At 57.3% G+C, this 18,047-nt stretch carries 14 protein-coding genes; 3 read left to right on the forward strand and 11 right to left on the reverse strand.

Features of this window, described 5'->3' with window-relative positions:
- Positions 1–66: 66 nt before the first annotated feature.
- From dtd to rpsA, 5 genes are all read right to left on the reverse strand, one after another.
- Positions 67–519, reverse strand: a complete 453-nt coding sequence (dtd, locus tag A9Q02_RS05125; protein ID WP_097651278.1) for a D-aminoacyl-tRNA deacylase — start codon at positions 517–519, stop codon at positions 67–69.
- A gap of 13 nt (positions 520–532) precedes the next feature.
- A complete protein-coding gene (locus A9Q02_RS05130) occupies positions 533–1,618 on the reverse strand; it encodes a PIN/TRAM domain-containing protein (protein WP_097651320.1) in 1,086 nt (361 codons plus the stop codon).
- Positions 1,619–1,640: 22 nt separating this feature from the next.
- On the reverse strand, positions 1,641–3,005 hold the full coding sequence (gene radA, locus A9Q02_RS05135) for a DNA repair protein RadA (RefSeq protein ID WP_097651279.1): 1,365 nt from the start codon (positions 3,003–3,005) through the stop codon (positions 1,641–1,643).
- A gap of 133 nt (positions 3,006–3,138) precedes the next feature.
- Positions 3,139–5,670 (reverse strand): ATP-dependent Clp protease ATP-binding subunit, encoded by a 2,532-nt coding sequence (locus A9Q02_RS05140; RefSeq protein ID WP_097651280.1) that lies wholly within the window; start codon positions 5,668–5,670, stop codon positions 3,139–3,141.
- Between the two features lie 47 nt (positions 5,671–5,717).
- The gene (gene rpsA, locus A9Q02_RS05145) at positions 5,718–6,926 is read right to left on the reverse strand and encodes a 30S ribosomal protein S1 (protein ID WP_097651281.1); all 1,209 of its coding nucleotides are present in this window, start codon (positions 6,924–6,926) and stop codon (positions 5,718–5,720) included.
- Positions 6,927–7,104: 178 nt separating this feature from the next.
- On the opposite strand from rpsA, the gene ppk1 reads away from it, so the two are divergent.
- Entirely contained in the window at positions 7,105–9,213 is a 2,109-nt protein-coding gene (gene ppk1, locus A9Q02_RS05150) for a polyphosphate kinase 1 (protein ID WP_097651282.1), read from the forward strand.
- A gap of 209 nt (positions 9,214–9,422) precedes the next feature.
- A complete protein-coding gene (locus tag A9Q02_RS05155) occupies positions 9,423–10,838 on the forward strand; it encodes a peptidase MA family metallohydrolase (RefSeq protein ID WP_097651283.1) in 1,416 nt (471 codons plus the stop codon).
- Between the two features lie 57 nt (positions 10,839–10,895).
- Here A9Q02_RS05155 and A9Q02_RS05160 read toward each other — a convergent pair whose 3' ends face one another.
- From A9Q02_RS05160 to A9Q02_RS05185, 6 genes are all read right to left on the reverse strand, one after another.
- Positions 10,896–12,149, reverse strand: coding sequence for a serine hydroxymethyltransferase (locus A9Q02_RS05160; protein WP_097651284.1), 1,254 nt, complete (start codon positions 12,147–12,149; stop codon positions 10,896–10,898).
- A gap of 18 nt (positions 12,150–12,167) precedes the next feature.
- Positions 12,168–13,460 carry a Gmad2 immunoglobulin-like domain-containing protein gene (locus tag A9Q02_RS05165; RefSeq protein ID WP_097651285.1) on the reverse strand — a complete coding sequence of 431 codons (1,293 nt, stop codon included), beginning with the start codon at positions 13,458–13,460 and terminating at the stop codon, positions 12,168–12,170.
- A 9-nt stretch (positions 13,461–13,469) separates the two neighbouring features.
- On the reverse strand, positions 13,470–14,414 hold the full coding sequence (locus A9Q02_RS05170) for a D-2-hydroxyacid dehydrogenase (RefSeq protein WP_097651286.1): 945 nt from the start codon (positions 14,412–14,414) through the stop codon (positions 13,470–13,472).
- A 19-nt stretch (positions 14,415–14,433) separates the two neighbouring features.
- Positions 14,434–15,165 (reverse strand): metal-dependent hydrolase, encoded by a 732-nt coding sequence (locus tag A9Q02_RS05175; RefSeq protein ID WP_097651287.1) that lies wholly within the window; start codon positions 15,163–15,165, stop codon positions 14,434–14,436.
- A 161-nt stretch (positions 15,166–15,326) separates the two neighbouring features.
- Positions 15,327–16,523, reverse strand: a complete 1,197-nt coding sequence (locus tag A9Q02_RS05180; RefSeq protein WP_097651288.1) for a GNAT family N-acetyltransferase — start codon at positions 16,521–16,523, stop codon at positions 15,327–15,329.
- Positions 16,523–16,801, reverse strand: a complete 279-nt coding sequence (locus tag A9Q02_RS05185; protein ID WP_216361448.1) for a hypothetical protein — start codon at positions 16,799–16,801, stop codon at positions 16,523–16,525. The genes A9Q02_RS05180 and A9Q02_RS05185 overlap by 1 nt, the downstream gene beginning before the upstream one ends.
- 66 nt (positions 16,802–16,867) lie before the next feature.
- Here A9Q02_RS05185 and A9Q02_RS05190 point away from each other — a divergent pair, with 66 nt between their 5' ends.
- Positions 16,868–18,022, forward strand: a complete 1,155-nt coding sequence (locus tag A9Q02_RS05190; protein WP_097651289.1) for a M20 family metallopeptidase — start codon at positions 16,868–16,870, stop codon at positions 18,020–18,022.
- Positions 18,023–18,047 lie beyond the last annotated feature (25 nt).

Consider the following 18,047-nt stretch of genomic DNA (forward strand, 5'->3'; position numbering starts at 1 on the left):
ATGTGCTGACGAAAACGGCCAGCGAAGCTGGTCGTTTTCGTCAGCACATACAAGATTCTTAGGGCTTCAAGATACCGCAACAGGCGCTTCAAGCATAATCGTCACGGGGCCATCGTTCAGCAGGGCGACCTGCATCATCGCGCCAAAACGGCCCATCGCGACCGTCAGGCCAAGCGCACGCAGCGCCTCGGCATAGACCTCAACGAGTGGTTGCGCTACCTCAGGGGGGGCAGCCCGCACAAAACTGGGGCGACGCCCCTTGCGCGTATCAGCATAGAGGGTAAACTGCGAAACGACGAGCACACTCCCACCGCTCTCCTGCACCGAATAGTTGAACTTCCCAGCGGCATCACTAAAGATCCGCAGACCTGCCGTCTTATCGGCAAGGAATTGCGCCTCGGCAGGGCCATCGCCCTGCCCAACCCCAAGCAAGACCAGCAAACCGGGGCCAATCGCCCCAACCACACTTCCTTCCACCGTCACCGAAGCCTCTGAAACTCGTTGAATCAGCGCACGCATAGCCTCTTCTCATCTAACTTGTGGTTGTCTCCTCAACCACCGTCGCAAAGACCAGCCGTCCCGACTGGGTTTGATGCAAGCGGGTCACAAGCACTTCCGTCGTCTGTCCAATCAAATGGCGCGCATCTTCAACGATCACCGGGGTTCCATCATCAAGATAGCCCACCCCTTGTTGCCGGGCATTGCCTTCATTGCGGATCAGCACGCGCAGGCGCTGATCCTGGATCACCAGCGAACGAACCGCTTCGCTCAACACATTGAGGCTGAGCACCTTAACCCCCTGGAGGGCAGCGACCTTATTGAGATTGAAATCATTGGTAATAATAGGACAATTGTACTGACGAGCAAGGGCGACCAGTTTATCATCAACGCGTTGCAGATCTTCAACATCGACATTGACAACCTCGATCGGCAAGGGCGCGTGGTGTTGCATCTCATTGAGCAACTCAAGCCCACGACGACCCTTGCTGCGCCGCAGATCGTCGGCCGAGTCGGCCAGTTGCTGCAATTCAGCGAGCACAAAGATCGGCACCAGCAGCGTCCCATCAAGAAAACCAGTGCGCGTCACCGCATCAATCCGGCCATCAATAATCGCGCTGGTATCAAGGAGGAGCCGTCGCTGGGGAGGCGGTTCAGGGGTTGTTGGCAATGCAGTTGACGCAATCGAACGACGCCACCCCTCTTTGAGCAACTCACCCAGATCGTGGCGACGGGCCGCAAAGACAGCCCCGCCAAGATAGGCCAGGAGCGCCGCTGAAAACACGGGCAAAATCTGATTAAACGGTGATGGCAAGTTCGCAAGCGGAAAGGTCAACAGGGCCGCGATAAAGAGACCGAGCATCACCCCAGTGCCAACCGCAAGGAGATCGGGCAGCGGAACATGGCGCAACCGACGCAAGAGATCCTGCAAGGGGTCGATCGTCAGGCGTGGCGTCACTAGCAGGCCCAAGCCTGCCCCGGCAAGGGTGAGCAACTGGGTGGCAAAGATCTCCGATTCATTGGGCACTGGGCTAGAGAGCGACGTACCCACGTACCATCCGAAATATCCGAGCCCCAGCATGCCAACAATGCGTACCAGGAAATTCAAACTGACTTTCATCTGGAGCGATTCTACACCCGTATCAGGCGTGTGCAAGCAAATCAACCACCTCGGTCAACGAGCGTGCAGGCGTCACGGTCAGGCCACTTACCTGACCAAGTTGGGCCGTAGCGGGAACAATTGCCCTTGTAAACCCGAGTTTGGCCGCCTCAACGAGACGACGTTCGAGTTGACTAGAGGTGCGCAATTCGCCAGACAAGCCTATTTCACCCACCAGCACCAGATCGGGGTCAATCCGCTGATTACGATACGATGAAGCAATTGCCAGCGCAACGGCGAGATCGGCGGCAGGCTCGGTAATCCGCAACCCACCGACCACATTGACATAGAGATCCTGATTAAAAAGGGGCAAACCCACCCGTTTGGTCAAAACGGCGGCAAGCATCAAGAGACGATTCAGGTCAAACCCATTCGTCGTCCGGCGCGGTTGCGCACTCCCCGTCGTCGACGTTAACGCCTGGATCTCGACAAGCAGCGGGCGCGTCCCCTCCATCATCACGGCCACGGTCGAGCCAGGGCTATTGAGGCTACGCTCGGCAAGAAAGATCAGCGACGGATTCGGCACCTCTTGCATGCCCTGGCCGCCCATTTCAAAGACCCCGACTTCATTTGTCGAGCCAAAGCGGTTTTTGACCCCACGGAGGAGGCGATACTGATGAAAGCGATCACCCTCAAGATAGAGCACAACATCAACAATATGTTCGAGCACACGAGGCCCAGCGATGGCCCCCTCTTTGGTCACATGGCCGACGAGAAAGATGGGCACCCCCAACTCTTTCGCCAACTGCATCAAGCGCAGCGCCCCCTCACGAACCTGGCTCACACTCCCGGCGGCACTGGTCAACGCTTCGAGGTAGACTGTCTGAATCGAGTCAACAATCACCAGACCGGGACGCAGATTGCGGATCTGGTCAAGAATGACATCGAGCGACGTCTCCGAATAGACAAAAAGCTCATCACCCTGCAACGCGAGGCGTTCGGCACGCAATTTAATCTGCTGGGCCGACTCTTCGGCACTGACATAGAGTGCCGAGCCGGTGGTAGCCGCAAAATGGGCCGCCACCTGGGTCAACAACGTACTCTTGCCAACCCCCGGATCGCCGCCAATCAAGACGACCGAACCAGGCACCAGGCCGCCACCGAGCACCCGTGAGAACTCTTCGGCGTAGACCGGCAAACGCTGGAACCCTCCAGACGGCACATCAGACAAGCGCACAGGGCGCACCCCGGCACTGCCACTCTCGCGTCCACCGCTACGATTTGTCGATCTAATTTCAGTCTGCTCAACGAGGCTATCCCAGGTGTCACAATCAGGACATTTCCCCATCCACCTTGACTGCTGCGCACCACACTGTTGACAGACAAAAATGGTTCGTGGTTTTGCCATAGGTCGATTATACCACGCACTATCGTGTGTTGAATAAAGTTCAAATCTTGTTGGAAACGACCTGAGATGAGACAAAACCTGCCAGCAACGCTAGCAGGTTTTGCCTCACCCCAGGTCGTTTACCGAGGTACAGTTACTCAACCAGGGCCGGGCTCTCTTCGGGATGAGCTTCAGTGGCACCATTTTCCCCGTCGATCTGGCGCTGCGAGCGAAGGCGCAACTCCTCGTCGTGGACATCAGCAATAATCGTATCACCTTCGGTGAAGCGTGCATCAAGCACACCCTCGGCAAGGGGATCTTCGATCAGGTTCGTAATAATGCGGCGGAGTGGTCGTGCGCCAAACGCGGGATCGTAGCCACGGCGGGCGAGCAAGTCAAGCGCATCCTCACGTACCTCAAGCACCATCTGGTGCTCATCAAGCTGGTTCTGCACCCGACGAAGCATCAGCGTCGTAATCTGATGGATCTCTTCGGTGGTGAGCGGATGGAAGATGATCGTCGCATCAATTCGGTTCAGGAACTCGGGTCGGAAGAGCACCTTGAGGGCATCATCAACTTTGCGACGCATATCCATCTGGTCAATCTCATCGGCATTGCCCCCGAAGCCAATCCGGCTTGCCCGACGGATATGCTCGGTGCCAACATTCGAAGTCATGATGATAATCGTATTGCGGAAGTCAACCTTGCGGCCCTTGCCATCAGTCAGATTGCCATCCTCAAGCACCTGAAGGAGCAGGTTAAAGGCATCGGGATGGGCCTTCTCGATCTCATCAAAGAGCACCACGCTATAGGGTTTGCGGCGCACCGCATCGGTCAACTGACCACCCTCGCCATACCCGACATACCCTGGAGGCGAACCGACCAGACGCGACGTCGTATGGCGTTCCTGGAACTCGGACATATCAATCTTGATCAGACTCTCTTCCGAGCCAAACATAAACTCAGCGAGCGTCTTGGCAAGTTCGGTCTTGCCCACCCCAGTCGGCCCGAGGAAGATAAAGCTCCCGATGGGGCGCTTGGGATCCTTGAGGCCAGCGCGGGCACGACGCACCGCCTTGGAGATCGTCACGATCGCCTCTTGCTGACCAACGACCCGATTATGGAGGAAGTTCTCCATCTGCATCAGGCGCATCGTCTCATCGCCCTTGAGGCGCGTCACGGGAATGCCCGTCCACATCCCAACCACCTCAGCAATATCTTCATCGGTGACATAGGGGCGTTCAGCGACCCGCTCATCGCCGCCAGCGGCACCGATGTCAGCCTCAATCTGAACAATCCGGTTCTGCATCCGCTCTTCGCGCTCGCGAAGATCGGCGGCCAGATCAAACTGCTTATCTTCGAGGGCTGCCTCTTTCTCCTTGCGGAGCGCCTCAAGGCCACGGAGGGCATCGCGAAGCTGAGGAGGCGTCGCCGAGCGATACATGCGCACCCGGCTCGCGGCCTCATCGATCAAATCGATGGCCTTATCGGGCAACTGGCGGTCGGGCACATAGCGGGCCGAGAGCGCAGCCGCAGCCTTAATCGCCTCATCGCTAATCTGGAGCTGATGGAAATCCTCATAGCGCGACTTGATCCCACGGAGGATCTGCACCGTATCTTCGAGGGACGGCTCATCAACCATCACGGGCTGAAAGCGGCGTTCGAGGGCGGCATCACGCTCGATATACTTTCGGTACTCATCGAGCGTCGTTGCCCCAATGGTCTGGAGCTCGCCACGGGAAAGCGCGGGCTTGAGAATATTGGCGGCATCGAGCGTCCCCTCAGCGCCACCTGCACCGATAATCGTATGAAATTCATCAATAAAGAGAATGCAGCGGGTCTCTTTAATCTCATCAATCACCCGTTTGAGGCGTTCTTCAAACTGACCACGATATTTCGTCCCCGCGACAAGGGCCCCCATATCGAGGGTCACCACCCGTTTGCCCTTAATACTATCGGGGACATCGCCTTGAATAATGCGCTGAGCGAGGCCTTCAACAATGGCCGTCTTGCCGACACCGGGCTCACCAATCAACGCCGGATTATTCTTGGTACGGCGCGAAAGAATCTGGATGACGCGCTCAATCTCGTGCTGACGGCCAATAATCGGATCAAGGCGACCAGCCTCGGCCATCTCGGTCAAATCGGTTCCGAGGGCATCGAGGTACGGCGTCTTGGACTGGCGCTGGGCTGCCGACTGACTCCCGCCGGCTCCGCGCTGCTCAGGCGCAGTGCCAGTGGTACCGTGGCGCAGGACGCGCATCACCTGATTGCGCACCTGTTCAAGGCTCACGCCCATAATATCGAGCACCCCCGTCGCCACACCTTCGCCATTGCGCACGAGGCCAAGGAGCAAATGTTCGGTGCCAATATAGTGATGATAGAGGCGGCCTGCCTCTTCAATCGCATACTTAATCACTTTTTGGGCGCGGGCGGTCAACTCCTGATCGGTGACGGGCGTACCCTCACCTGTCCCAACAATAAACTCAACCGCGCTACGGGCCTGGGCGAGTTTGACCCCCAGATCATCAAGAACGCGTGCGGCGATGCCCTCACTCTCGCGAATCAAACCGAGGAGGATATGCTCGGTCCCGATATACGGGTGGTTAAACGAGCGGGCCTCTTCGTGCGCAAGCTGGAGAACCTGCTTGGCGCGCTTGGTAAACTTACTATAGAGGTCAGACATGGTATTCTCCACTAGCTATCGCTGGCAAGTCACGAGCTTGCCGAGACTCACTCGCCTTGCTCACCGATCTCATCATCGTCTTCACCAGACTCACGGTTCACACGCAGGCTCAGGCCCATTCGCTTGCGGGTTGGATCGATGCGAATAATGCGTGCCTGCACCACAGCCCCTTCCGCGAGCAACTCGCGAGGAGATTGCATCGGCTCATCGCCCATTTCTGAAATATGGATCAAACCCTCGACCCCATCTTCAATGCGGGCAAATGCGCCAAATGACGTAAGCTGTGTAATAACCCCTTCAACCACCTGACCCAGTTGATAACGTTCACCGACACGGGACCAGGGTTCGTGCTGTGTCCGTTTAATCGACAGCGCAATACGTTTACGTTCGTGATCAATGCTCAAGACCATCACCGGCAAGTGAGCGCCAACATTGAGCACCTCACCGGGATGTTTCACCCGGCTCCACGAAATTTCGGACATATGGACAAGGCCATCAGCACCACCGATATCAACAAATGCCCCGAAATCACAGACCGAGCTAATCGTACCCTCACGCACATCACCTTCGCGCAGCGATGCAAGCAATTCATCTTTCTTGCTCTCACGCGATTCTTGCATAGCCTGGCGCTCTGAGAGGATCAGGCGATTGCGATTACGGTTCAGTTCAATTACTTTCAGCCTCAGGTCAGTATTGACCATCCGCGCCATATCAGACTGCTTCTGGGTCTCGGGGCCGCGACTAATGCCCGAAACCTGCGAAGCCGGAACAAAACCACGGACGCCCTCTAAATTGACGAGCAACCCGCCCTTATTGTAATTCACCACCCGGGCCGAGATGACCTCGCCCTTTTCATAGGCAGCCTGAAGCAAACGCCAACTCCGCTCCTGACGCGCCTTATCAATCGAGAGGATTGCCCGCCCCTCTTTGTCTTCAGACTGGACAACAAAGACCAGCAAAGGATCGCCGACTTGCAAAGCAGCGCGATCTTCTGCCGCCAACGATTGCATCTCGCGTGACGGAACGATTCCTTCAGCTTTGGAACCGATATCAACGAGGATTTCATCACGTTCGACACGCATGATCAGACCGTCGACCGTATCACCATATTTGAGATTACGGTAGTCGTGAGCCGGATCATTGAGGAACTGCTCCATCAGAGCGAGATCCTCGGCCTCGAAGTCGTTGCCATTCTCAACGTGTGCGGGTGTGGGTTGTGCCTCAGACTCGGCAGTGTTCCCCTTCAATTCTTCCATGCGCCGTCCTTGAGTACACAGTGAAAGACTCTACCGAAGATGGGACAGGAAGCAGAAACAGTCGTTTGAATTATACGCCCGTACTGCACAAAGCGCAAGGGTATGCTTGCTGATAACGTACGGGCTTGTTATACTACAAGAGCAATGTGTCCCCCACTTAATCCAGCCAGAGGATGACATGACAACGCAGGATTTGCCATCCGAAGAGACCGTTGAGCTATTAACGAATCCTAATTCGCGCTATTTCAATCGCGAATTGAGCTGGATCGAGTTTAACCGCCGCGTGATCGAAGAGGCGTTCGATGTTCGGAATCCCTTGCTTGAACGGGTGAAGTTTTTGTCGATCTGGGCCTCGAATCTTGATGAGTTTTTCATGATTCGCGTGAGTGGCATCAAGCAGCAAATTAGTGCGGGTGTCCAGAAGTTATCACGCGATGGGGCAACACCGACCGAACAACTCCATCATATTCGCCTGGCCTTGCTCCCCCTTCTCGCTCAAGAGCGTGATCTGCTGCTCGATGATTTGCTGCCGAGTCTCCGTGAACAACATATCCATTTATATAATTATGACAACTTAAATCCTCAGCAAAAAGATTGGTTGCGCACATATTATCAGCAACAGATCTTTCCGGTACTGACCCCGCTGGCCTTTGATAGTAGCCGTCCCTTCCCTTTTATCTCTAACCTGAGTCTCAATCTCGCGGTGGTCATACGTGATCGCGACAAGGGCGAACTCTTTGCCCGCGTGAAGGTGCCCGAGGTGCTGCCACGTCTTATCGCTTTGCCGCAGGAGCTCTGCGACGTGCCGCATGACCAGCCGTTAGGCCGTCAGGCCTGTTTTATCTGGATCGAGCAGGCGATTGCCGCTCATCTTGATCTGCTCTTTCCCGGGGTTGAGATCGTTGAGCATTACCCGTTTCGCGTGGTACGCAATGCCGATATGGAGATCGAGGAGGACGAAGCCAACGACCTGCTCGAAACCATCGAGCAAGGGGTGCGCCAGCGGCGGTTTGGCGAGGTGGTTCGCCTGACCATTGACTCGTCGATGCCTGAACGCATTGCGACGATCCTGTCGACCAATCTGAAGATCGAGCCCAATGATATTTATACCGTGCGCGGCCCCCTCGGGCTCGCTGATCTCTTCAGTCTCTATCGCCTCGATCGGCCAGACCTCAAGGATCCGCCCTATATGCCGGTTGTGCCCCTTGTTTTGCAAAATAATCCCGATATCTTCGAGACGATTCGTGGCGGCGATATTCTGCTCCATCATCCCTACCACTCGTTTTCACCCGTGATTGATTTCATTCACGCCGCCGCCGAAGATCCCCATGTCCTCGCGATCAAGCAGACCCTGTATCGCGTCGGGAGTAACTCGCCGATTGTGCGTGCGTTGATGCACGCTCGCGAACTGGGCAAGCAGGTGACGGCTGTGGTCGAACTCAAGGCACGTTTTGATGAAGAGAATAATATTGTCTGGGCGAGAGCGCTTGAGCGGGCCGGCGTCCACGTGGTCTATGGTCTGGTCGGCTTGAAAGTTCATGCCAAGCTCGCGCTGGTGGTGCGGCAAGAAGCCGACGGGTTGCGTTGTTATGCCCATCTTGGCACCGGTAATTATAATGCGACAACAGCCCGCATCTATACCGACCTGGGGCTTTTTACTTGCCGCGAGGATATTACCGCTGATGTTGTCGAGCTCTTCAATTCGCTGACTGCCTATGGGCGGCGTGAGCACTATCGCAAGTTGCTGGTTGCCCCGGTTACGATGCGCCGGCGCCTGCGAGAGATGATTGAACGCGAAATGCAGTGCCAGGAGCGCACGGGCAACGGGCGGATCATTATTAAAGTCAATGCGCTGGTTGATCGCCAGATGATCGATGCGCTCTACCGCGCCTCGCAGGCGGGTGTCCAGATTGATCTGATTATCCGCGGCATGTGTGCGCTACGCCCTGGTGTGCCAAACTTGAGTGAGAACATCCGCGTGCGCAGCATTATCGGCCCGTTTCTTGAGCATCACCGGATCTACTATTTTGCCAATGGCGGTGAACCCGAGATCTACCTGGGCAGTGCTGATCTAATGGAACGCAACCTTGATCGACGAGTCGAGGAGCTCTTTCCCGTGGAAGATCCGACGCTCGCCCGCTATGTGCGCAAGACCATGCTCGACACCTATCTCCATGATAATACACGCGCCCATGTGCTCCACGCCAATGGAACCTATGAACGGCAAACTCCTGGTGAAGGTCAACCAGTTGATAGTCAAGTTCCAGCATGGATGCTCGGTGAGTAGGTGTTGCTTGCGTAGCGCCCGCGATGCCTAGCTGCGGTTCGCATGGCATGTTTGGTTATGGGATGCGGCTTGGTAAGAATGACGGCAGGGAGTGCCGACTTCAGTCGGCTGAGCCGGAAGCCGACTGAAGTCGGCACTCTGCGGCGAGGTTCAAGCTGATCCGGCCCTTCTGAAACATGCCTAAGGCGCGCATCTGTGAAAGGACAGGAATGAGTCTCAAGGTACGAGCCGGATTGCTCAGCCTCGTGGTGCTTCTGGCAATGCTGTTCATGGCAACGCCAACGCAAGCGCAGCAGAGTCTTGACTGGCGCGAGCTACAAACCGACTATTTTCGGATTCTGTACCATGCTGACGGGGAAGAAGAAGCGCGCCGTTATGAGGCATGGGTCGATGTCATCTATGACGACCTGGCTGCGGCCTTCAATTATCGCACCACTACCCCGCTCACATTGCGGCTCTATCCAGAGAGTGTCGACTACTTTGCGGTCAACCCGAGCGCACGCAACGTGCCAGGCGTGATCGCCCACGCCGACTTTCGCCTCCGCGAACTGGTCGTGATTGTCGAACGGACTGCCGCGCAGAGTGAAGAGGGGGTCAAGAATAATGTTCGGCATGAACTCACGCATATTATTGCCGCCGATCTAAGCAATAATCAGCTCAATACGGGCTTCCACGAGGGCATTGCCCAGTATATGGAACGGCCTGCTGATGAGCTTGAACAGCGCATCCGAGCACTCCGTCAGACCTATGAACGCGGCCTGTTGATGCCATGGAGTGCGTTTGACGACCGTGAGCGCATCTATGGGCAACCTGAAATTGGCTACCCCCAGAGTCTCTCGGTCGTGGCGTTTCTCATTGAACAGTACGGCTTCACTCGTCTGCGTGAGTTTTTGATTGTGAATGGACGGACACCGAGCTATCGCGAGGCACTGGCGCAAACCTATCAGCGTTCGGCAGGTGAACTGGAACTAGCCTGGCGCGACTGGTTACCCGAGTATCTCGAGGGGGGCTACCAGCGCAACGCACTGGTTGTGTATGATCTGAGTTTTGTGCGTACGCTGGTCAACCAGGGCAGTTATGCCGCTGCCGAGCAAGAGTTGCGCACAACGGTCGAGTGGCTCAAGAACCATGCCGACACCCAACCAGCCGAGGTACTGGCCGAAGCCGAGGCCTTGCTTGCACGCAGTGCGCAAGGAATGCGGGCCGAACAACTGGCCGAGAGTGCGCGGCAAGCGCTGCAACAGGGTGACTACGAGCGTGCCATCCGGCTCGTTGCTGATGCCCAACACCTCTACGCCGAGTTGAACGACGCACGGCAAGCCGAGGTACTGGCGATCTACGCTGAACGAGCGACACGCGGAATAGAGGCCACCAGTGTGCTGGCTCAGGCGATTGAGTTGACCCGCGGCTTCAACTACCCACAGGCGTATCTGCAAGCCGACCGGGCTGCCGCCGAATTTGCGGCCCTCGGTGATACCCTACGGCGGAATAACGCCGAACGGCTCCGTGATAGCCTGGCAACGCAACAGCGTCTGGTCGGATTCGGCTTGCTGATCGTCGGAAGTTTCGGGGTGGTGCTGAGTCTGCTTGGCTGGGCCTTTCGGCGACCTGCCGAGATCTGGTGATCATTTCCCCTCTTCGCCCAGCATAACTGGGCGAAGAGGGGGTGTGGAACCACTCTTTTATACCGGGACGCTATCGGAAGGTACGGGGAAGCCCGTACAGAGGCTTTCGACCTCACCGGCAATGCGCGTGATCAAGGCTTCATCGGTGGAATGATGGAGTACCTGCGCAATCCAGTCGGCGATCTGCGTCATTTCGGCCTCACGCATCCCCCGGGTAGTGACAGCAGGTGTTCCGATCCGAATCCCGCTTGTGCGCACAGGTGGCTGTGGGTCATCGGGGATGGCATTCTTATTGACCGTCATATGGGCACGGTCAAGGGCCTTTTGGGCCTGGGCACCAGTGATGCCAAGCGACGTGAGATCGAGCAGCATCAAGTGGTTATCGGTACCACCGCTGATCAGGGTCAAGCCATGGTCCATCAAGCCCGTCGCGAGGGCATGCGCATTGCGGCGGATCTGGGCGGCATAGGCTTTGAAATCAGGGCGCAGCGCCTCGCCAAAGGCAACCGCTTTGCCAGCGATGACGTGCATAAGCGGGCCACCCTGCGTACCGGGGAAGACACTTGAATTGATCACCTTCGCCAGATCTTCTTCCATCAAGATCAACCCACCCCGCGGACCACGCAGCGTCTTGTGCGTCGTGGTTGTCACCACCTGAGCGTGACCAACTGGCGAAGGATGCTCACCAGCGGCGACGAGGCCAGCGATATGGGCAATATCGGCCATCAACAAGGCCCCGACCTCATCGGCGATCTGGCGCATTCGGGCAAAATCAATCTGGCGAGGATACGCACTTGCCCCCGAGGTGATCAACTTGGGTCGCACCGTCTGAGCTTTTTGCATCAGATCGTCGTAATCAATCTGGCCACTGGCCAGATCAACGCCATAGAAATGGACATCGTACCAGCGTCCCGAGAAATTGACGGGGCTGCCGTGGGTCAGATGGCCGCCGTGATCAAGGCGCATCCCGAGGATGGTATCACCGGGCTTCAGGAGCGCATTGAAGACTGCGATATTAGCCTGAGCGCCACTATGGGGTTGCACATTGGCGGCCTTGGCCCCAAACAATTCAAGGGCCCGATCAATTGCCAGTTGCTCGATCTGATCAACAAACTCACAGCCACCATAGTAGCGTTTGCCAGGCAAACCCTCGGCATACTTATTGGTCAAAATCGAACCCTGGGCCTCCATCACGGCCAGACTCGTATAGTTTTCACTAGCGATCAACTCAAGCCCTTCACGCTGACGGCGAGCCTCGTGCTCAATCGCAGCGGCAACGGCCGGATCGACCTGGCGAAGATGTTCCAGCATTGCGCTCAACTCCTTTTCTCAGGGTACAGGATACGGCCCGGGCGTACCCGCAAAGACATTCACCTGTGCCCGCGCCAGGACATCACCACGGGCATTGATATCAACGACCTCAACCGTCACCAAGCGTCCACGCTGATCAGGGATCGTCACATCAACAAAGAAACTGGCGGGCTGATCGGGTGTGCCGCCAACGGTAAAAGCAAAATTGGCGATCAAACGACCACTGCCATCAATCACATTCAAGAAGAGATCGCCTTCTGACGGGAAGATCGCGGTACGACCGGCGACCTGCAACCGCGTACCAATCGTCGAGCCACTGGACGGGCGATCAATCGTGATCTGCTGAGCACCGGTGGGGGCATAGCGAACCGAACGCTCGGTGCGGGCAATGATCGCACCGGTATTCGGGTCAATTTCGGCCAGTTCGAGCAAAACGCGCTCGCCATTCGGGGCGCGATACGCGAGGCGGGTACTGAAGTTACCCGTACCGTTGGGTTGGGCAATGACCGGAATAGTCCCTCGCGCCAATTCAAAGCCATTCGGCTCATAGAAGCGATAGCGCAACGTATTGCCTGCGGGCATCCGCGTGGTGGAACCACTCACCCGAATCGGGCTACTGATGACGGCATTATCAGCCGGTTCACTGATCGTAATCTGCTGGCTGACTGGTGGTGGAGGCGGCGGTGGTGGTGGAATGACCATGGCACTATCACGCACTTCGCGACCAAGCAGACCGAGGAGAATATCGAAGGGCGGGCGGTTGTCGGGATGGTACTCCATCCGACGGCGCTCGAAATACTGCACCGTATAATCGCGGCCATTAAGGTTCTCGACGATGAGATCAGTCACGGGATAGCCAAAGCGCTCGAGGCCACCATTGCGTTGCCAATAGGTAAGGAAGCCCCCACACATATAGTAACCCGTCTCGACAAACCCGCGACAACCCGGCTGCGGGGGCGGCCCGAGGGGGCGGAACTGCCAGGGGCGGCCCTGTTGAGCAAGACGCTCAACCCCGAGGCGACCAGCGAGCACACCCTGACGTTCGCGAGAATGATCCTCGAGGCGATCACGCTCGAACCACTGCACTGGCCCGGTCCAATTTTCAACCGTCTCGGTCTGCACCGGCGTAATCGGAAAACCAAAGACCATCAACCCACCGTTGCGTTCCCAATACTGACGGATCGGCCCAGAGATACAGAAGCCAGTTTCGGGGAAACAGCGAGCATCGCTCTGAGCCTGAGTATTGCCAGCGGGCAACAGCGCAAGCAGAGCCGCCACAAGAACGAGCATCATCAATCCACGACGCATCATACACCTCGCTTAATATCCAGCCGCCTTATCCACCAGATTCAGCAATGGTTGTCCACGTTGAAACCGCTGCAAATTATCAAGGAAGAGGGCCACCTGGCGTTCGTGCATCCGCAGTGAATTGGCCGTGGCGTGAGGTGTAATCATCACATTGGGCAGGTGCCAGAGCGGGCTTGTGGGGGGCAGAGGTTCCTGGGCAAAGGTATCAAGGGCAGCGCCTGCAATGCGCCCCTGTTGCAGCGCTTCGATCAATGCCTGCTCATCAACAAGCTGGCCACGTGCTACATTGACCAGAAACGCTGACGGGCGCATCATCGCCAGCGTCTCGGCATTGATCATCCCCCGAGTCTCGGGTGTCAACGGAGCGGCCACGACCACATAATCCGCTTCGGGCAAGAGGGCGTGCCAAGCATTGCCCGTCACCACCCGCTCGGCATAGGGTGACGGGCGGTTCGTTCGTCGGCTCCCCCAGACCCGCATACCAAAAGCGACAGCACGTTGGGCAATAGCGTCGCCGATGCCACCGATCCCAAGGATGAGCATCGTTGCGCCATACAACTCGTGCAGATCGATCCCACGAGCCCAACGGGACTCAGCCTGGGCGGCTTGATAGGTAGGCAACTGCTTGACGCGACTGAGCAGCAGCGCAAAGACAAACTCGGCCATCGGGATCGCATGGACACCAGCGCTATTGGTAAGGATGAGATCCCGTTCAAAAATCTCTGGAACGAGCAGGTGATCAACCCCTGCGCTGGGCGTATGCACCCAGCGCAGGTCATGCGCCACCCGGATCACCTTCAGAAAAGCTTCTTGCTCGCCCCACCAGCGAAAATACGCTACCGCCCCGGTGGGATCACCGTCGAATTCACCATCGCCATTGACCCAGACAGCGGTAAGATCATCAGTAAGCAAAGGAACGAGCAGATCCCGAATCTGGGCAGGAAGAATAAGTTTCATCAGCACAAAACCTCAACGGTCACGAGACAGCTTCTCCGGGCTTAAGGGCAATGATACGGGTAGACACACCGAACTCTTCACAGGCCGCCTCGAGGGCCTCGGGGGTACCGGTAAGAATCGGGAAGGTACCAAAATGGCATGGAATGGCGTAGGGTGAACGGATCAACTTGAGGGCATAACCAGCCTGGCGGGGATCCATCGTAAAGTGATCACCAATCGGCAAGATCGTCAGATCAGGCTTATAGAGATCGCCGATGATCTGCATATCCATCGTGGCACTTGTATCGCCGGTATGATAGACCGTGAAGCCATTGCTAAAGCGCAGCACAAAGCCAGCCGGAGTACCAAGGTTGATCAACTGACCATTCTCGAAGGCACTGCTCGAATGGTGGGCATTGGTCATCGTCACATGCACATCGGCGACCCGGATCGTGCCCCCCTTATTAAAACCGATCAGTTGTTCACCAGTAATACCCTGACCCTCAAAATAATCAAGCAGATCATACTGACAAGCGATAGGAGCACCAGTACGCTGCGCAATCTCGACCAGATCGCCGATATGATCAAAATGGCCGTGGGTCACCAGGATGGCACCCAGATTCTCGGTCACCCGAGCCTTGGTAACTTCAGGGCAGACCGGATTCGCGGCAACCCAGGGGTCAATCAAAATACCTTTGCCTTCAGGCGTCTTTAGGTGAAATGTACCGTGGCCGACCCAGGTAATCGTTACATCTTTCCCGAGGATGGTCACTTGTTACCTCCTTATTCCATTGCTTACCGATCGTGTCTGTGACGATCGTAGATGCTGTACAAGCATACAGGGCTACTCACGCTACCCGCATGCAGTATAACATAAGGCACCGAGGGGGGATGAAGGGGAGAGGTAACCTAAACACCCTTCGCGCCTTTACGTCAAATCACCAGAACCCCACCAGCACGCCGCCCGATCACATAACACCGCTCGCCTGCCCTGGCAACGTCGGTGAGCAGGTAGCGCCCCTCGGTAAAGCCGAGCTGCTCCGTCAAGATGGTGTCGGTGACGGTGCGCCAGCGCAAGGCGAGGGCAAGATCGGTGTGTTGCATGGTTGTCCAGTCGGCGGGGATTTCGATGGCAATAGCCGCAGCATTGCCAGGGGTGGCGATGGGGGTGAAGCCATCGTTGAGGATGGCAAGGTCGGGGAAGTCGGTCAGCGCGGCGACGGCTGAACGCGCTGGGGGCTCAACCAGGCCGCCTTGCCCATGGGCCGAGCGGGGTAACCAGACGAGGCCGAGCCGCGAGGCGGGTACGCGATTTAAGCTGTTCCGAAAGGGGTAGTAGTCTGGATAACAGGCCCCAGCTACCGCTCGCAGGCGTCCAAAGTTGAGCCTGGCATTGCCAAATTGCAGGGGATCGACGGTCCAGTGGATCAGATCCAGCCCCTGGGCCAGCACCTGCCGGGCCTGGTACCGCTTGAGCATGACGGCAAGGCCCATTCGCCGTGCCTCGGGCGCAATGCCCATCACTTGTGATTCGACCGCGAGATCGTGACGGTATGGCAGAGTAATCTCGTTCAGGGCAGCCAGGCCAAAGCGGTAAAAGCCAAGCAGGAAGCCAACCACCTGGTCATGATAGCGTGCCACCAGCGAGGTGGCGGGCTGAAACGAGGCACTGTGCAGATCATCCGGGTAACGCGCTGCCGCTGAGCCACCCCAGATTGCTTCGTGCAACCCGCGGATCGCGGCGAGTTCGTGAGGTTCTGGTGCGCCGAGATCAAAGGGGCCATCAAGATGGTGCGAAGGCACCCCAGGTGGGGGGCGGGTGGGATCATGCCAGATGAGACGATCAGGGGCAAGCAGCGCCTCGATCTCCCCCCGCACAAGCGCACCCGGATCGGGCATCCGTGCTGTGTACAAACGCTGACCCTCGTGCAGGCCTCGCGGGAAGAGCAGGGCAAACGCATCGTTCGCCCGGTTGAGAAGCAAGCGGCCCCCCATCCTGGCAAAGGTCGTTTTGACAAAATAGTCGGGGGGCAACTGAACAGCAGATGGATCGGCCTCGGCATAGAGTGTGTTGATCAGGGTTGACCAGGTGGTGGCCTCAGGCTCAACCAAGTGCCAGGTGGTGCGCATTATGCTTCACTGCTCCGCCAGCGGCGTCCGAGAATCTTGCCTGAACCACCGACACTGAGGATCGAACCGGCACTGCCGATGCTCAAAATCGAGCCAGCACTGCCAATGCTCAAAATCGAACCAGCACTGCCGATGCTCAAGATCGAACCAGTGCTGAAAGCACTCAAAATTGACCACGAACTAAACGCACTGATAATTGACCAGGCGCTAAAGGCGCTGAGGATTGACCACGTACTGAAAGCACTGCGGATCCCGTCGCGGAGTGAAGAACGCTGCATTGATCTACCTCGCTGAAGTCATATGCTATACTCACCCTATTCTATCGTGAATAGGACGGAGATGTGATGTCGATCCTGCCCTCTGACGCACTTGAGGCTGCACTCAAGCGTCGTGATGAACTCTTGACCTTGGCCGAGACGCTGGTTACCTATGATACTCCGAGTGATGACAAAGTGCGTTGTGATGCGCTGGCCGATGAACTGGCCGCCAGGTATGCCCCTCTGGGAACCGTTGAGCGCATGAACAACCCCCAGGGCGGCGACCACCTGCGCATCCGCGTTGCCGCGCCTGGCGTCACCAACGAGGTGAAACCGGTCTTGATCCTCTGCCACTACGATACCGTCTGGTCAGCCGGAACCGTTGCCCAACGCCCGATGTATGTTGAAGGCGACCGCGCCTTTGGGCCGGGTCTCTATGATATGAAAGTCAGTCTCGCAATGGCGGAGCTTGCCCTGCATAGCATCAAAGAGCATGCGTGGCCCCTGGCACGTCCGGTCGTCCTGCTGCTGACCTCCGACGAAGAGATTGGCAGTCCGACCTCGCGGGCCTTGATTGAGACAACGGCCCGTGAGGGCAATCATGTCCTGGTGCTTGAGCCACCCGTCGAGCCTGACGGTGCGCTCAAGACGGCCCGCAAGGGCATCGGGATGTTCAATGTGACCATCACGGGACGGGCAGCGCATGCGGGTGTTGAGCCAGAAAAGGGGGCGAGTGCGATCAGCGAACTTGCCTACCAGATTCTCGCGATCCACGCGCTCGCTGATCACGCTGCAGGAACGACAACCAATGTCGGCATTGTACAGGGCGGGACACGGCGCAATGTGGTGCCCGCCGAGGCCCGTATGGAAGTGGATGCCCGCGCCTGGACAAGCGCTGAGGCACGTCGTCTGGAGGAGGCCTTCCAGAATTTGCGTCCTGTGACCCCTGGGGTGCAAGTCGAAGCCACAGGGAGTTTCAGCCGACCACCGATGGAACGCACCCCTGCCTCACGCCAACTCTTTGCCGAAGCACGCCGTCTGGGGGCCGACCTGGGCTTGAACCTCGGCGAAGGGGCAACGGGCGGCGGTAGCGATGGCAACTTCACCGCAGCCCTAGGCATTCCTACGCTCGATGGACTGGGTGCCCCGGGCGAAGGTGCTCACGCCGAGCACGAGCAGATCAGTATCTCGGGGGCACTCGAACGCATGGCGTTGTTGATTATGCTGTTGACTCACATGTAGAAATAAACCATACAAACTTTGCGCC

The organism is Candidatus Chloroploca asiatica (genome assembly GCF_002532075.1).
In the GTDB taxonomy this organism is placed as follows: Bacteria; Chloroflexota; Chloroflexia; order Chloroflexales; family Chloroflexaceae; genus Chloroploca; species Chloroploca asiatica.

Coding starts and splice junctions, on each gene's coding strand:
- A9Q02_RS05185 (WP_216361448.1), bottom strand. CDS start 16,801: ATGCAGCGTTCTTCACTCCGCGACGGGATCCGCAGTGCTTTCAGTACG.
- A9Q02_RS05155 (WP_097651283.1), top strand. CDS start 9,423: ATGAGTCTCAAGGTACGAGCCGGATTGCTCAGCCTCGTGGTGCTTCTG.
- A9Q02_RS05170 (WP_097651286.1), bottom strand. CDS start 14,414: ATGAAACTTATTCTTCCTGCCCAGATTCGGGATCTGCTCGTTCCTTTG.
- radA (WP_097651279.1), bottom strand. CDS start 3,005: ATGGCAAAACCACGAACCATTTTTGTCTGTCAACAGTGTGGTGCGCAG.
- A9Q02_RS05190 (WP_097651289.1), top strand. CDS start 16,868: ATGTCGATCCTGCCCTCTGACGCACTTGAGGCTGCACTCAAGCGTCGT.
- rpsA (WP_097651281.1), bottom strand. CDS start 6,926: ATGGAAGAATTGAAGGGGAACACTGCCGAGTCTGAGGCACAACCCACA.
- A9Q02_RS05130 (WP_097651320.1), bottom strand. CDS start 1,618: ATGAAAGTCAGTTTGAATTTCCTGGTACGCATTGTTGGCATGCTGGGG.
- A9Q02_RS05140 (WP_097651280.1), bottom strand. CDS start 5,670: ATGTCTGACCTCTATAGTAAGTTTACCAAGCGCGCCAAGCAGGTTCTC.
- A9Q02_RS05180 (WP_097651288.1), bottom strand. CDS start 16,523: ATGCGCACCACCTGGCACTTGGTTGAGCCTGAGGCCACCACCTGGTCA.
- ppk1 (WP_097651282.1), top strand. CDS start 7,105: ATGACAACGCAGGATTTGCCATCCGAAGAGACCGTTGAGCTATTAACG.
- A9Q02_RS05160 (WP_097651284.1), bottom strand. CDS start 12,149: ATGCTGGAACATCTTCGCCAGGTCGATCCGGCCGTTGCCGCTGCGATT.
- dtd (WP_097651278.1), bottom strand. CDS start 519: ATGCGTGCGCTGATTCAACGAGTTTCAGAGGCTTCGGTGACGGTGGAA.
- A9Q02_RS05165 (WP_097651285.1), bottom strand. CDS start 13,460: ATGATGCGTCGTGGATTGATGATGCTCGTTCTTGTGGCGGCTCTGCTT.